Consider the following 13,816-nt stretch of genomic DNA (forward strand, 5'->3'; position numbering starts at 1 on the left):
ACTCTCTCCTCTCCTGTTGCGGCCTATTTCAGGCCGGTGAATGCGATGCCCTCGATGAACCGCTTCTGCGCGAGCAGGAAAGCGATGACGAGCGGCATGATGATGATGGTGGCCGCCGCCATCAGCGGCCCATAGGAGGTTCCGGCTTCCTGGTTGCGGAAGCTGATAACGCCAAGCGGCGGCGTGTAATACTGCTCGCTGTTGAGTGCGATCAGCGGCCAGAAGTAGTCGTTCCAGTGCGCGATAACCGAGAAAATGCCGAATGCGGTGATGGCCGGAACGGCAGTAGGCAGCATGACGCGCCAGACGATGGCGAATTCCGACATGCCATCCATGCGGGCAGCGTCGATCAGATCGTCGGGCACGGTCATGAAGAACTGCCGCATCAGGAAGATTCCGAATACCGAGATGATCCATGGCACAATCAGGGCGGCGTAACTGTCGAGGATGCCCAGGTGGTGAAACAGCAGAAACAGCGGCACGGCAATGGCATGTGGCGGGATCAGCAGACAGAGCAACACCAGGGCGAATAGGGTTTCGCGGCCATAGAAGCGCAGCTTGGCCAGGGCATAGGCCGCTGGCAGGGCAACGATCACCTGCAGCACAAAGATCGAAACGGTGACGATGACGCCATTGAGCAGGAAACGGGCCAGCGGCGCCTTGGTGAACGCCTGGCTGTAATTCTCGACGGCATGGAGCTTGTCGGGCCACCAGCGGATTTCGCTGATAAAAATCTCGGCATCGGGTTTCAAGGAGGTGGCGATCATCCAGGCGAACGGCAACAGCACGACAGCCACGCCGACCAGCAACACCGCATGTCGCAGCACAAAACGGAGACCGGAGGATTGCGCGTTCATCCGTAATGCACCCTGCGATCGAGCAGCCTTGCCTTGATCACGGTGAGGATCAGGACGAAGATCAGGAAGATCACTGCAATGGCGGCGGCATAGCCGGAACGCAGGAATTCAAAGCCCTCGGCATACATGGTGTAGAGCAGCACCTCCGTTGCCTTGACCGGCCCACCCTTGGTGAGCGCGTGCACGGTGTCGAAGACCTGGAAGGAACGGATCGCGGTGATCACCACCACGAACATCGTCACCGGCCCCAGCATCGGCCAGGTGACCAGGCGGAAGCGTTCCCAACTGCTGCGCGCGCCATCCATTTCGGCGGCTTCGTAGAGATGCTTTGGGATCGAGACGATGCCGGCTAGAAACAGCACCATGTTGAATCCGAAAGACTGCCAGATGCCGATCACGGCCAGCACCCAGAGCGCGAGCCCGGGGTCGTTCAGCCAGTTCTGCGCCGGCATGCCAAGCGGCCTGAGCATCAGGTTGATCAGGCCGAATTGCGGGTGCAGCATGAATTCCCAGGCGATCGCCATGGCAATCAGCGTGGCCATCACCGGCACGAAGAAGGCCGCCCGGTAAAAGGCCCGCCAAGACCGGCCGCTTTCGATCAGCAGCGCCACGCCAAGCCCCAGCGCCACCGACGCCGGAACAACCACGCCGACATAGGCGAGCGTATTGCCCAGGGATTTCCAGAATACCTTCTCCCCGGCCAGCTCGACGTAGTTCTCGAATCCGATGAAAGCCACGCCTCCGGCGCCGAGCTGGTAGTCGGTGAAGGACAGCAGCAGCACGGTGAGCACCGGCCCGATCAGCAGCAGCAGCATGAGGGCGACAGCCGGCCCGGCCAGCAGATACGGCACCGCCGCGCGGTCGATCTGCCAGCGCCGGGGCGCTGTCTGGTGCAGGATGGCCTCAGCCATAGGCCAACTCCCGTGCCTGCGCGGGTTGCGGCCGGGCATGCAGCCGTCGACCGTCACTGGCGAACAGCAATATGCGATCGACCGGGACATGCAGGCCGATGCGATCGTTTTCGCGTACACCTAGCTGGCGCGCCGGCAGCCGCACGATCACCGGATCGGCGGCGGCATCAAGCCGCACATGCACCAGCAAATCGGAACCAAGATTCTCGCGGATCACCACCCGGCCCGACAGCGTGGCCGGCGTAGACGCGTCGAGTTCCGCCGCCTCCGGCCGGAAGGCGAGCCTGAGCTGGCTGCCTGGCGGCAGGGCAGTAGCAATATCGAAACGGGCGGCACCGACGCGTAAGATGCCATCGCCATCAATCTCTGCCGGCACCACATTGATCTTCGGGCTGCCGATAAATTCGGCCACCCGCAGATCGACCGGATCGGCATAGATCACGTCAGGCCCCGCAACCTGCAGGATTTCACCATCCATCATTACGGCGATGCGGTCCGACATCGTCATCGCCTCGGCCTGATCGTGCGTGACGTAGATGAACGTGGCAGCAAGTTGCTGGTGGAGCTGGGCGATCTCGGTTCGCATATGCTCGCGCAGCTTGGCATCCAGGTTGCTGAGCGGCTCGTCCATCAGGAACGCAGCCGGGTGCCGCACCATGGCGCGGCCGAGCGCGACGCGCTGACGTTGGCCGCCCGAAAGCTGTGCCGGCTTGCGCTCAAGCAGATGGCTAATCTGCAGGATTTCCGCCACGCGCGTGACTTCGCCGGCGATGGTCGCCCGTGCGGTTGACGTGCCAGGCAGGAGCCGGCCCAACAGGGGCAGGCGCTGCCAAGCATTCAATCGCCGCATCGTCAGCGGCAGGGCGATGTTGTCGCGGGCGGATAGATGCGGGTAGAGGGCATAGGACTGGAATACCATCGCCAGATCGCGGTCGGCGGCACGTTTGTGTCCGGCGCTGGTGCCGCCGATGCTGATATCGCCCTCGTCCTGCTGCTCCAGACCGGCAATGATGCGCAAAAGCGTGCTTTTGCCGCAGCCGGAAGGGCCGACCAGGGTCATGAATTCGCGATCGGCGATATCCAGGGAAACGCCCTTCAGAACCTGTGTGGCCCCAAAGGACTTGCGGATTGCCTCGATCACGACTCCGGCCATGGCTTTATCCCCCTTGCGTGGGGAAGCCTTAAGCGCGGCTCTTTGCATACCGATGAATGCGCCGTGACCGGTTCACGGCACTTCGGTGACGGAACGAAGGAATCGCTAGACGATGGCGGTGGCCGTTCTAGACCTGTCGATCAGCAGTCCGTGGAATCAGTAATTCCCGACCTCGCCCGGCGGATTGGTATGCGCCGGAAACCGCTCCAGCCCCTGCACCGCCCGGTAATGGCTCAGTGCCCAGTGCACCGAGGGAAATGCCAGATCGGCCCAGGGAATCTCGTCCCAGGCGAACAGCCGCACTTCCAGGGATTCCGGGCCGGCGGCAAAATCGGGAGCGGCCAGCGTGGCCCGGTAGATCAGCTGCACCTGGCTGATGCGCGGGATGTTGTAGACCGCCAGCAGGGCATCGATCTTAATTTCGGCGCAGGCTTCTTCCCTGGCCTCGCGCGCGGCCCCGGCCTCCGAGGTTTCGCGTTCTTCCATATAACCGGCCGGAATGGTCCAGAAGCCCTTGCGCGGCTCGATGGCACGGCGGCAGAGCAGGATCCTGCCGTCATGTCCGATTACCGCACCGACGACCACCTTTGGGTTGACGTAATGTATCCAGCCGCAATCGTCGCAGACCAGACGATCGCGGTTGTCCCCGTCGGGCATGCGCTCGGAAAATCGATATTTCTTGGGATTCTGCATAACCGGTTTCTTTGGTTGCGCCGTCAAGCAAGTTTGTATGCACACAATCGCCTGGAGCCTGAATTTATTACAGCTCCCTCTGGACGAGCAGCCTCGGAATGGCGTTTTATCAGTGAACTGAGAAGCGGTACTCAAAAACCGTCCAGTAACAGGTAGGCGTAACAACAATAACCATAAAATAGGGAGGTCCCATGTCGGGGGACAAGACCACCCATGCAGCGGCCGGCGATACGCTCGGCAGCTTCAACCTGCAGGAGGCGCCGGGCCATCTGCTGCGGCGCTGCCAGCAGCTCGCCGTCGACCTATACACTGCCGAAGTGGGCAGCAACGGCCTGACGCCGCGGCAATTCGCGCTGCTGCTTGCGATCTACCAGAACAGCGGCATCAGCCAGGTGGATCTCGTGCGGCAGACCGGCATCGACCGGTCGACCGTGGCGGAAATGGTGGCGCGGCTGATCAAGCGCGGCCTGCTGGTGCGCCAGCGAACCGAAACCGACCGGCGCACCAATGCCCTGGCGGTAACGGCAGACGGCGAAAAGCAGTTGCGCGCGGCCCAGCCCGGCGTGATGCGGTCGCAGGAGCGCATCCTCGAACCGCTTTCGCCTGCCAAGCGTGCCGATTTCATCGCCCTGCTGCGTCAGTTGGTGGAAACGCTCGAACAGCGCGGCTGACCTGCCTGCGGCCGCCTAATCGCGGTCGCAGCGTGTCAGGTTGTCGGCCAGCCGCCCCTGCAGGGCGGCAATGTCGATCTGCTGCACCGAGCCGGCGCCGGCGAGATCGAGCGCATGGGCCGCCGCCGCGCCCATGGCGATGCACGGGCCCATCACGCGCACCGAACTGAGCGCGGCCGGATCGCCGTCGATACAGCGGCCGGCGGCCACCAGATTGTCGGCACCGACCGGCAGCATGGCGCGCAGCGGCACGTAATGCAGGTGGTCGTCGCCGAATTCCTCCCAATGCACGTCCTCGGCGCGATCATGCAGTTCGACCGGCCAGGAGCAGCGCAGGATGGCATCGGCCGGCTTCGTGCCGCGCCGCACCTCGTCCAGCATGATGCTGTGGCCGCCGACGATCCAGCGCGTCTGGCGGATGCCGAGCATGCCGTATTGCCGCACGCGGGCGGAGCCGAAGACCTGCGGATATTCGCCGCGCAGGAAGTCCACCACGCGGTCGGCCTGGGCACGACCCTCGGCCTGGGCGGCCGCCAGCCCCAACGGATCAAGCGGCGTCTCCACATGGGTCATGTTCACCGTGGCCTGACCCTTGCCGGGGAAGGCGAAAACAAAGCCGTCGCGCCGCACCAGGCCATAACGACCCCCGTGTTCGGCCAGATGCGCCTGCATCGCCCAGCGGTCGATTTGCAGGGCGGCCGCCTCGTCGAAACCTTCCAGGGTGAACATCAGCGTGCCCATGATAGGACTGACCGGTTCGCGGCAGGCGAAGCCGGCGCCGTAACTCAGTGCGGCATCGCCGGAGGCATCAACAAAGCCCTGGCCGCGCAGCTCCACCGGCCCGAAACGGGTGGCGAGCGACAAAGTCTCGATACGCCCGCCATCGCGTTTCACACCCAGCAATATGGCGCCCAGCAGCACGTCGATCCCGGCGCCATGCACCGCCTGCTCGATCCAGCGCACCAGCGCCTGTTCCTGATAGAGCGGAATGTAGCTGTTGCGGCCGCGGCGCAGATGGAAGGCATCGGCCTTCCTCAGATGCGCGAACATCTCGTCCACAATGCCGTAGACCACACGATAGGGATCGGGGCCGTTGGAATAGAAGCCGCAGAAGGTGCCCAGCAGGCTGCCGGTGGACTGTCCGCCAAGCTGTTGCCCGGCATCGACCAGCACGACGCGGCGCCCCAGCCTTGTGGCTTCCAGCGCCGCCGAAATGCCGCTGATGCCGGCGCCCAGCACGACGATGTCGGCCTCCAGCACGCGCGGCGGCGCGAGGCCATCCTGCCGCACCATGCGGGTGGCCGGGATCGGATGATCGGTCATGGCTGATCCATCCGCCCTAGCGCCAGCGCAGCAGGATTTTCTCGGCGATCCCGAGCAGCCAGCTTATGGTCAGGCCGAGCAGCGAGAGCAGCACCACGCCGCCGACCAGCTGGTCGGTCTGCATGAGATTGCCTGCAGCCAGCACGAAGGCGCCGATGCCAACCTGGGTGCCGATCATCTCGGCTGCCACCACCAGGATCAGGGCAATCGAGGACGAGATGCGGAAACCGGCAAGAATGCCGGGCATGGCGCCGGGCAGCACCACCTTCCACACGATTGCCGCCGTAGAGAGACCGAAGCTCTGCGCCATGCGGATCAGGTTGCGCGGCACGTTATCGACCGCCGAATAGGTGCTGACCACGGTGGGAAAAAAAACACCGAGGGCGATGGTGGCGATCTTGGAAGGTTCGCCGATGCCGAACCACAGGATGAACAGCGGCAGCAGGGCGATCTTCGGGATGGGAAACAGGGCCGCCACCACCGGCAGGCCGACCGAGCGGGCCAGCACGAAGATGCCCATGGCAAAGCCGAAACACAGGCCGGCAAAGCTGCCCAGCAGCCAGCCACCGACGATGCGCTGCAGCGAGGCGGTGATATGGCCCACCAGCCGGCCATCGGCCAGCAGGTCGTAAAGCGCCATCACCACCTCGTGCGGCGCGGGCATGAACAGGGCCGGCAGCAGGCCGGTGTCGGAGGCGATCTCCCAGGCCGCGATAATCAGCGCGAAGGCAAGCCAGGGCGCCCAGCGCCTGGTGGCCGGTACAAAACCGCGACCACGGAAAGGCACGGTTGGATGGGTTTCAGACATCCTGCACCTCGCGGTCTGCCACCTGCGCCTCGGTCTTGATCAGGCTCCAGAGTTCGTCCTGCAGGGCCTGCAAGGCAGCGGTATGTTCGGGTTTGTGGCGATCCGCCACCGGCACCGGGATCGCGACAATGCGCTTGATCCGGCCCGGCCGGCGGGACAGCACCACAACCTTGTCGGCCAGCCGCACGGCCTCCGACAGATTATGCGTCACATACAGCGTGGTGGTGCGTTCGCGCGTCCAGATCGCCACCAGGTCTTCCATCAGCAATTCGCGGGTCTGCGCATCCAGCGCCGAAAGCGGTTCGTCCATCAGCAGCACGGCAGGTTTCACCGCGATCGCGCGGGCGATGCCGACGCGCTGGCGCATGCCGCCGGAAAGCTGTTTCGGCAGGGCATTGGCGAAATCGGCCAAGCCGCAAAGGTTCAGCACCTCCCCAATGCGTGCCTCGCGCTCGGCGCGGCCCAAGGCATGATGTTCCAGCGCCAGGGCAACATTGCCAGCCACGCTGCGCCAGGGCAGCAGGGCAAAATCCTGGAACACGAAGGTGAGCGGATTGAGACAGCCGGGCGGCGGCGTGCCCGGCGTGGTGATGCGGCCCGATTGCTGCTGCAGCAGGCCGCCGACGAGATTGAGCAGGGTGGACTTGCCGCAGCCCGACGGCCCGATCAGGGCTGCCGTCTCGCCTTCGGCAACCGAAAAGCTGATCCCTTGCAGGACCGGCAATTCGCCATAGGCGTAGCCGACCCCATCCAGCACCACCTGCATGGTCTTTGCCTGCCGGCCGCTTACCGCTTCGGCAGGTCGAGATGGCCCTTCACGAAACTGAGATCGAGGAATTCCTCAGCCTTCACCGATTTGTCGGCCAGGCCCTGGGCCTGATACCAGGCGAGCTGGTCATAGATGTTCTTCACCAGCAGGCGGCCCTGCGGATCCATGTAATTGGCGGCCACTTTCACGGTGTCGATGCTCGGCTTTGGCTGCACCCACTTCTCCAGCACCGGCATCAGGGCTAGCGCCTTCTCGCCGATCATGCGGTTGCCCTGGGAATCCTTGGCCAGGAAGGCGGCCGCGTAATCGGCCAGACCCTTCTGGTAGGCGCGCACGAAGCGTTCGACCAGCAGGCGCTGCTCCTTCACGATCTTGGACGAGGCAAACAGCACGCCAAGCTGCCAGGGGGTATGCTCATGCACCCAGCCGATGATCTTGCCGGCGCCCTCTTCTTCGAGTTTCAGCGCATTGTTGGCCGGCAGTATGGTGGCATCCACCTGGCCGCCCGACAGTGCCGCCATCATGTTGGGGATCGACTGCACCGGCTTCATCTGCACGCTGTCGAGCTTGAAGCCGTATTTGTCGGCCAGCATGCCGAGATTGTAGTGAAAGCTGGAACCCACCGTGGTGATCGCCACGCTTTTGCCCGCGAAATCCTTCGGCGAGCGGAAGCCGGCGTCATAGGCCTTCTTCGAGGCGACATAGGCGACGAAATTATAGCCCGGCTCTTCGCGGCTTTGCGCCGCGATCACCTTCAGCGCGCCCTTGCCAGCCAGGTTGAAGAAACCGCCGGTGAAGGCGGTGATGCCGAACTGGGTGTCGTTGGAAGCCACGGCCACGGCCACGGCCTGGGCCGCATTGAAGATCTTGATGTCGAGATCGATGCCCTCGGCATCGAAATAGCCGCGTTCCTTGGCGATGAAAATCGGCGCGGTGGAGATGAACGGCAGCGCCGAGATGGCGACCTTGTCCTTTGGCTGTGCCGCCGCGATGGCAGGCGACAGCAGAATGGCGGCGCAAATGGCGAGCAGCGGACGGCGCGATATCATGGCGTTCCCCCAAATTCTTGTATGGCTATGAGGGGGCAAAGCTAGCCGCCGGGTCCGGCGGCGTCAATCAAACCGGCCGTATACGATCGGTTGAATCAGACCACGATATTGACGTACTGGCCGAGATAGCCGCCGCGGGCCGGGATCGGCCTCGACTGCTGGGCCGGAGCGGTCGTGGTTTGCGGCTGCTCTGCAACCTGCGCGGCGGTCTGCATCGCCGGTGCATTGGCGCGGATCGCATTCACGCCGCCGAGCTGGGCGGCGAAGCTGTTCTGGCTCTGCTGGGGCGGGCGCGGCTGCGACGCGGGCGGACGGGCCGAACCCTGCAGCTGCGACAGCGCGGAAAGAAGATTGTTGCTTGGTCCGACGGCCATGACTCACCCAGTCCGGAGGCCGGAATGGCCCCTCAACCCGGCCCGATTACGCGCAGGACTCCCTTAAACGAAAGTTAACGGGCCAAGGCCGCCTGCCGATTCAGCGCGTCAGGCTGACGATACGCTCGGAGAGTTCGCGCGCCTCGGGCGAGCCGGGCGGCAGCAGGGCCAGTAGGCGGTTCCAGTGTTCGGCCGCGCCGGCCTTGTCCCCGGCCTCATAGGCGCCGCGACCGACAAACCAGAGGGCCTGGGCATGGTTGGGGGCGCGCTGCAGTACGGCGCGGAATTCGGTTATCGCCTCGGCGGGCAGCGGGTCACGGCTCCTCACGCTGGCGCCAGCCAGGTTGAAAGCGAGCGCCATGCGGCTTTCCACCCGGTCGGGCTGCAGCGCCACGGCGCGGCGCAGGGCCTCGCGGGCGGCATCAACATCGCCCAGCACCTCGCGGGCGCGGGCCAGCCGCAGCCAGCCATCGGCGTCGTCCGGATTTTCCTTCAGCCGTTCGGCCAGTCGCTCCACCATGCCGCGGATCATCTCGGCGCGCTCGGCTTCCGACATCATCTGGGCCGCCTCCACCTGGGACTGGTCTGGTCCCGGGCCTTCGGCTGCTTTGGGCTGCGGCACGGCCTGGGCGAGCGCGATTCCCAGACGCGGCGCCAGTTCGCGCAGGCGGCTCTGCACGGTTTCCAGCCAGGGCGCATCTGCGGGACTGTCGGCCGCCAGCGCGTACCAGTTGTCATAGGCGCCGCGCGTATCGCCCTGCTGCAGACGGGCAAGACCGAGATAATACCGCGCGCCGGGATGCTGGGGGTCGCGTTCCAGCACGGCGCGGAAGTCGCGCTGCGCCGCCTCGGTGACCGAACCATCCGCCGCCAGCGTCAAGGCTTCCGCGCGCAGGGCATAGGCCTCGACCTCGCCGGGCTGCAGCGCGATGACACGATCAAACGCCTCGACGGCCTCGGCAGGCCGGTCGGTCAGCAGCAGCGAACGGCCCAGCATCAGCCAGCCATCGGTACGCTCGGGCGAAGCGGCCAGCCGTTCGCGCAACTGCACGATCATGCGCTCGGTATCCTGGCGCAGCTGCGCCTCGCGCTCGGCGCGGGCGCGCGCCTGGGCCAGATTGAACTCGGCCGCATCGGGACGTCCCAGCGCCAGATACAGCCCGCCACCCAGCAGCGGCACCAGCACCAGGGCGATCATGGTGGCAAGTCGGATGTCGCGGCCGGCCGGACTGGCAACAGATGAATCGCTGGCGGCATCGGCACGCAGCAGCCGGCGCTGGATTTCCAGTTTCGCAGCCGCCGCCTCGCCCTCGCTCAGCGCGCCGCGCGCCAGATCCTGCGCCACCTCGTCAAGCTGGGCGCGGTAGACTGCCAGGTCATGCGCCTTGCGATCCGATTCCGCGCGTCGCTGGCGCAGCAGCGGCCAGAGCAGGAAACCCAGCGCCACCAGCGCCAGCAGGGCAAAACCGAGCCACAGCATCAGCGCCGCTCTCCTTCATCGAGGAGCGCCGCGAGCCGCTTCTGCTCCTCGGCATCCAGCGGCGCGGCAGGCGGGGTCGGCGCCATGCGCTGGCGGCGATAGAGGAAGAAAACGATCATGCCGCCAATGACGAGGAACAGCACGGGGCCGAGCCAGAGCAGCAGGGTCTGCAGGTTGAAGCGCGGCTTGAGCAGAACCCACTCGCCATAGCGCGCCACCAGATAGTCCAGGATGGCCCGGTCGCTGTCGCCGGCTGCGACGCGCTCGCGCACGATGCGGCGCAGATCGCGGGCCAGCGGGGCATTGGAATCCTCGATCGACTGATTCTGACAGACCAGGCAGCGCAATTCGCGTGACAATTCGCGGGCGCGCAGCTCCTGCACCGGATCGGCCAGGCGGTCGTCCAGATGCTGGGCCGCGGCAGGGGCGGCCAGCAGCAGCACAAACAGGAGCGTGAAACGTTTCAGCATTTCACCTTGCTCGGCTGACCCGCCTTCAGATCGCGCAGCAGGGGGCGGATCTTGTTGTCCATGTCCCAGTCGGTGAGCGGACCGACATGCTTGCACACGATGTTGCCCTTGCCGTCGACCACAAAGGTTTCCGGCACGCCATACACGCCCCAGTCAATGCCAACGCGGCCATTGCGGTCGGCGCCGGTGCGGGTGAAGGGATCGCCGAGCTGGTCCAGCCATTTCGCCACGTCAGCCGGATCGTCCTTGTAGTTCAGGCCGTGAATCGGCGCGAGATTGTCGCGCTTGAGCGCCAGCAGCAGCGGATGCTCGACGCGGCATGGCACGCACCAGGAGGCGAATACATTCACCACGCTGGGCTCGCCGGCCTTCAGGTCGGCCGTAGCGAGGCCAAGCGTGCGGCCCTGCACCGGCGGCAATGAGAATTCCGGCACCGGCCGGCCGATCAGGGCGGACGGAATCTCGCGCGGATTGAGGGTGAGGCCGACGGCGAGTCCAAGCCCGATCAGCGCGAAAACGACCAGCGGAGCCACATAGGCAAGGCGCATGCGCAATTCCTATTCGGCCGCCGACGGCGCGACCTGGCGCCGGCGCACCGGGGCACCGACACGATGGCGGCGATCGGAAAGCGACAGCATGCCGCCAAGAGTCATGACCAGCGCGCCGATCCAGATCCAGGATACCATCGGCTTCCAATACAGCCGCACGGCCCAGCCGGTTTCGGCATTGCCCTCGCCCACCACGGCATAGAGATCGGCCACCGGCGAGGGCCGGATCGCCGCCTCGGTGGTTTCCATCGGCGGCTGCTGGTAGCGCCGCTGGGCCGGGCGCATCTCACGCACCACGCGGCCATTCTCCAGCACCTCGAAACGGCCCTGCTGGGCGGTGTAGTTCGGCCCCTTGACGGGCTGCACGCCGAGAAAGCGGTATTCCACCGGCCCGACTTTCGCCACCTCGCCCGGCTTCATCACCTGCTGCACCTCGACCTGCCAGGTTTCGGAGACGGCGATGCCCAGCACCAGCATGGCGACACCCATATGCGCCACCGTCATGCCCCAGGCGGCACGCGGCAGAAACCGGGCACGGTTAAGCATCTCCGACAGCGGCGCACTGAACAGCTTGACGCGCAGGGCCATCTCGCAGAGCGCACCGATGCCGAGCCAGGCGGCCAGAACCAGACCGAGCAGACTGTAGAAGTTTTTTGCATCCATCAGCCACAGGCCCAGAGCCAGCGCGACGAGCAGAGCTATAGCAGCCGGCACAAGGCGCTGAAGCGCGGCGGCCAGATCGCCGCGCTTCCAGGCCAGCAGCGGCCCGACCGCTATCGCGGCCACCAGCGGCGCCATCAGCGGAATGAACACGGCGTTGAAATACTGCGGGCCGACCGAGACCTTCGCGCCGCTGATCGCATCCAGCGCCACGGGATAGAGCGTGCCGAGCAGGACCGCCGCCGTGGCCACCGCCAGCAGCAGGTTGTTCAGCACCAGCGCGCCTTCGCGGCTGATCGGCGCAAAAACACCGACCCCCTGCAAGGCGGGCGCACGCAGCGCATAGAGCGCCAGGCTGCCACCCACCACAACGGCGAGAAAGAGCAGAATGAAGACGCCACGCGTGGGATCGGTGGCGAAGGCATGCACCGAATTGATCACGCCCGAGCGCACCAGGAAGGTGCCAAGCAGGCTGAGCGAAAAAGTGAGGATGGCGAGCAGGATGGTCCAGCTCTTCAGCGTGTCGCGCTTTTCCACCACGATGGCGGAATGCAGCAGGGCCGTGCCGGCCAGCCAGGGCATGAAGGAGGCATTCTCGACCGGGTCCCAGAACCACCAGCCGCCCCAGCCCAGTTCGTAATAGGCCCACCAGGAACCGAGCGCGATGCCGAGGGTGAGGAAGCACCAAGCCGCCAGCGTCCAGGGTCGTACCCAGCGCGCCCAGGCCGGATCGACCCGTCCCTCGATCAGGGCGGCGACTGCGAAGGAAAACGCCACCGAGAAGCCGACATAGCCGAGATAAAGAAACGGCGGATGGAAGGCGAGACCCGGATCCTGCAGCAGGGGATTGAGGCCGCGGCCTTCCAGCGGCGGCGGCAACAGCCGGGCGAATGGATTGGAGGTGAACAGGATGAATGCCAGGAAGCCGACGCCGATCAGGCCCTGGATGGCCAGCACCCGGGCCTTCAGCGTGGCCGGCAGGTTGCCGCCGAACACGGCGACGGCGGCGCCGAAGACCACCAGGATCAGAATCCAGAGCAGCAGCGACCCTTCGTGATTCCCCCACACGCCGCTGATCTTGTAGAGCATGGGTTTCAGGGTGTGCGAATTCTCGGCCACGTTCAGCACCGAGAAATCCGACGTCACATAGGCATAGGTCAGGCAGCCGAAGGCAAACGCCACCAGCACGGCCTGGCCGAGCGCGGCCTGCGGGCCCATTGCGATCCAGCCATCGATGCCGCGGGCGGCGCCGACCAGCGGCAGGATGCCCTGCAGCAGCGCCAGACAGAGCGCGAGGATCAGGGCGATATGGCCGAGTTCGGCAATCATGAGCCGGGCTTCACCATTTTCAGATGGTCGCCAGTTTTTTCATGCCACTGGCCGGACTTCTTCAGCGCATCGGCCACTTCCGGCGGCATGTAATTCTCGTCGTGCTTGGCCAGCACCTCGGAGGCGACGAAGCGTCCCTCGCGGTCGAGCTTGCCATTCGCCACCACGCCCTGCCCCTCGCGGAACAGGTCGGGCAGGATGCCGGTATAGCTGACGCGCACTTCATGGCGCATGTCGGTTACGGCGAATTCGGTGTTGAGCCCGTCCTTCTTCACGCTGCCCTGCACCACCAGTCCGCCGATGCGGAAGCGCTTGTCGGCCGGCAGTTGTTTTTCCACCACATCGGACGGGCTGTGGAAGAAGACCAGATTCTCGTTGAAGGCCGAGAGCATCAGCGCCACGGCGACGCCCAGGCCCGCCACGAGGCCCAGCACGGCCAGCAGGCGCTTGCGCTTGCGCGACATGCCCTTACGCATCGCGCCGCCCCTCGCCGTCCCGGCCGGCTTCGAGCCTTGCCTCGGCATGCTCGCGTTCGGCCGCAATCATGGCCAGCCGGCTCTGCAGGCCCAGGCCGAGCAGGAGCAGGATCGCGATGGCAAAGGACGGCCAGATGAAGGCGGCGTGGCCGCCCATGGCCAGGAAATCGCCGAGCGATGACCAGTACACGAGTTAACCCTTTGCTTCCCTTGGCCCCTGCGGCCAACGGTCGGGTGAAAATATA

General features: G+C 65.3%; 16 protein-coding genes. 1 reads left to right on the forward strand and 15 read right to left on the reverse strand.

The features are described from left to right. Positions 1-23: 23 nt before the first annotated feature. From ACK4FK_RS16970 to ACK4FK_RS16985, 4 genes are all read right to left on the reverse strand, one after another. A complete protein-coding gene (locus ACK4FK_RS16970; protein ID WP_409746366.1) occupies positions 24-857 on the reverse strand; it encodes a carbohydrate ABC transporter permease in 834 nt (277 codons plus the stop codon). Next, positions 854-1,768: a carbohydrate ABC transporter permease gene (locus tag ACK4FK_RS16975; RefSeq protein ID WP_409746367.1), complete on the reverse strand. Its 915-nt coding sequence runs from the start codon at positions 1,766-1,768 to the stop codon at positions 854-856. Before ACK4FK_RS16975 ends, ACK4FK_RS16970 begins: the two co-directional genes overlap by 4 nt. Then, complete coding sequence (locus tag ACK4FK_RS16980; protein WP_409746368.1) at positions 1,761-2,921, reverse strand: ABC transporter ATP-binding protein; 1,161 nt, start codon at positions 2,919-2,921, stop codon at positions 1,761-1,763. Before ACK4FK_RS16980 ends, ACK4FK_RS16975 begins: the two co-directional genes overlap by 8 nt. Before the next feature lie 156 nt (positions 2,922-3,077). Further along, on the reverse strand, positions 3,078-3,614 hold the full coding sequence (locus tag ACK4FK_RS16985) for an NUDIX domain-containing protein (protein ID WP_409746369.1): 537 nt from the start codon (positions 3,612-3,614) through the stop codon (positions 3,078-3,080). 191 nt (positions 3,615-3,805) lie between these two features. On the opposite strand from ACK4FK_RS16985, the gene ACK4FK_RS16990 reads away from it, so the two are divergent. Next, positions 3,806-4,285, forward strand: a complete 480-nt coding sequence (locus tag ACK4FK_RS16990; protein ID WP_409746370.1) for a MarR family winged helix-turn-helix transcriptional regulator — start codon at positions 3,806-3,808, stop codon at positions 4,283-4,285. 15 nt (positions 4,286-4,300) lie between these two features. Here ACK4FK_RS16990 and ACK4FK_RS16995 read toward each other — a convergent pair whose 3' ends face one another. The 11 genes from ACK4FK_RS16995 to ccmD all read right to left on the reverse strand — a co-directional run bounded on the left by ACK4FK_RS16995 (position 4,301) and on the right by ccmD (position 13,761). Then, a complete protein-coding gene (locus ACK4FK_RS16995; protein WP_409746371.1) occupies positions 4,301-5,608 on the reverse strand; it encodes an FAD-dependent oxidoreductase in 1,308 nt (435 codons plus the stop codon). 16 nt (positions 5,609-5,624) lie between these two features. Then, positions 5,625-6,416, reverse strand: a complete 792-nt coding sequence (locus ACK4FK_RS17000; RefSeq protein WP_409746372.1) for an ABC transporter permease — start codon at positions 6,414-6,416, stop codon at positions 5,625-5,627. Then, positions 6,409-7,182 carry an ABC transporter ATP-binding protein gene (locus ACK4FK_RS17005; protein WP_409746373.1) on the reverse strand — a complete coding sequence of 258 codons (774 nt, stop codon included), beginning with the start codon at positions 7,180-7,182 and terminating at the stop codon, positions 6,409-6,411. Before ACK4FK_RS17005 ends, ACK4FK_RS17000 begins: the two co-directional genes overlap by 8 nt. A gap of 20 nt (positions 7,183-7,202) precedes the next feature. After that, complete coding sequence (locus ACK4FK_RS17010) at positions 7,203-8,234, reverse strand: ABC transporter substrate-binding protein (protein WP_409746374.1); 1,032 nt, start codon at positions 8,232-8,234, stop codon at positions 7,203-7,205. Positions 8,235-8,329: 95 nt separating this feature from the next. Further along, positions 8,330-8,608, reverse strand: coding sequence for a hypothetical protein (locus ACK4FK_RS17015; RefSeq protein ID WP_409746375.1), 279 nt, complete (start codon positions 8,606-8,608; stop codon positions 8,330-8,332). 100 nt (positions 8,609-8,708) lie between these two features. Continuing rightward, the gene (ccmI, locus tag ACK4FK_RS17020; RefSeq protein ID WP_409746376.1) at positions 8,709-10,088 is read right to left on the reverse strand and encodes a c-type cytochrome biogenesis protein CcmI; all 1,380 of its coding nucleotides are present in this window, start codon (positions 10,086-10,088) and stop codon (positions 8,709-8,711) included. Next, positions 10,088-10,558, reverse strand: a complete 471-nt coding sequence (locus ACK4FK_RS17025) for a cytochrome c-type biogenesis protein (RefSeq protein ID WP_409746377.1) — start codon at positions 10,556-10,558, stop codon at positions 10,088-10,090. The genes ccmI and ACK4FK_RS17025 overlap by 1 nt, the downstream gene beginning before the upstream one ends. Beyond that, positions 10,552-11,106 (reverse strand): DsbE family thiol:disulfide interchange protein, encoded by a 555-nt coding sequence (locus ACK4FK_RS17030; protein ID WP_409746378.1) that lies wholly within the window; start codon positions 11,104-11,106, stop codon positions 10,552-10,554. Before ACK4FK_RS17030 ends, ACK4FK_RS17025 begins: the two co-directional genes overlap by 7 nt. Before the next feature lie 9 nt (positions 11,107-11,115). Continuing rightward, complete coding sequence (locus ACK4FK_RS17035; protein ID WP_409746379.1) at positions 11,116-13,095, reverse strand: heme lyase CcmF/NrfE family subunit; 1,980 nt, start codon at positions 13,093-13,095, stop codon at positions 11,116-11,118. After that, a complete protein-coding gene (gene ccmE / locus ACK4FK_RS17040) occupies positions 13,092-13,559 on the reverse strand; it encodes a cytochrome c maturation protein CcmE (RefSeq protein WP_409746604.1) in 468 nt (155 codons plus the stop codon). Before ccmE ends, ACK4FK_RS17035 begins: the two co-directional genes overlap by 4 nt. Positions 13,560-13,563: 4 nt before the next feature. Next, complete coding sequence (ccmD, locus tag ACK4FK_RS17045) at positions 13,564-13,761, reverse strand: heme exporter protein CcmD (RefSeq protein WP_409746380.1); 198 nt, start codon at positions 13,759-13,761, stop codon at positions 13,564-13,566. Positions 13,762-13,816 lie beyond the last annotated feature (55 nt).

Origin of the sequence: Ferrovibrio sp. (assembly GCF_046297895.1) — a bacterium.
Classification (GTDB): domain Bacteria; phylum Pseudomonadota; class Alphaproteobacteria; order Ferrovibrionales; family Ferrovibrionaceae; genus Ferrovibrio.

Bases quoted from the DNA above. Each gene is read 5' to 3' on its own strand.
- ACK4FK_RS16970 (WP_409746366.1), bottom strand. From the start codon at position 857: ATGAACGCGCAATCCTCCGGTCTCCGTTTTGTGCTGCGACATGCGGTG.
- ACK4FK_RS16975 (WP_409746367.1), bottom strand. From the start codon at position 1,768: ATGGCTGAGGCCATCCTGCACCAGACAGCGCCCCGGCGCTGGCAGATC.
- ACK4FK_RS16980 (WP_409746368.1), bottom strand. From the start codon at position 2,921: ATGGCCGGAGTCGTGATCGAGGCAATCCGCAAGTCCTTTGGGGCCACA.
- ACK4FK_RS16985 (WP_409746369.1), bottom strand. From the start codon at position 3,614: ATGCAGAATCCCAAGAAATATCGATTTTCCGAGCGCATGCCCGACGGG.
- ACK4FK_RS16990 (WP_409746370.1), top strand. From the start codon at position 3,806: ATGTCGGGGGACAAGACCACCCATGCAGCGGCCGGCGATACGCTCGGC.
- ACK4FK_RS16995 (WP_409746371.1), bottom strand. From the start codon at position 5,608: ATGACCGATCATCCGATCCCGGCCACCCGCATGGTGCGGCAGGATGGC.
- ACK4FK_RS17000 (WP_409746372.1), bottom strand. From the start codon at position 6,416: ATGTCTGAAACCCATCCAACCGTGCCTTTCCGTGGTCGCGGTTTTGTA.
- ACK4FK_RS17005 (WP_409746373.1), bottom strand. From the start codon at position 7,182: ATGCAGGTGGTGCTGGATGGGGTCGGCTACGCCTATGGCGAATTGCCG.
- ACK4FK_RS17010 (WP_409746374.1), bottom strand. From the start codon at position 8,234: ATGATATCGCGCCGTCCGCTGCTCGCCATTTGCGCCGCCATTCTGCTG.
- ACK4FK_RS17015 (WP_409746375.1), bottom strand. From the start codon at position 8,608: ATGGCCGTCGGACCAAGCAACAATCTTCTTTCCGCGCTGTCGCAGCTG.
- ccmI (WP_409746376.1), bottom strand. From the start codon at position 10,088: ATGCTGTGGCTCGGTTTTGCCCTGCTGGCGCTGGTGGCGCTGGGTTTC.
- ACK4FK_RS17025 (WP_409746377.1), bottom strand. From the start codon at position 10,558: ATGCTGAAACGTTTCACGCTCCTGTTTGTGCTGCTGCTGGCCGCCCCT.
- ACK4FK_RS17030 (WP_409746378.1), bottom strand. From the start codon at position 11,106: ATGCGCCTTGCCTATGTGGCTCCGCTGGTCGTTTTCGCGCTGATCGGG.
- ACK4FK_RS17035 (WP_409746379.1), bottom strand. From the start codon at position 13,095: ATGATTGCCGAACTCGGCCATATCGCCCTGATCCTCGCGCTCTGTCTG.
- ccmE (WP_409746604.1), bottom strand. From the start codon at position 13,559: ATGTCGCGCAAGCGCAAGCGCCTGCTGGCCGTGCTGGGCCTCGTGGCG.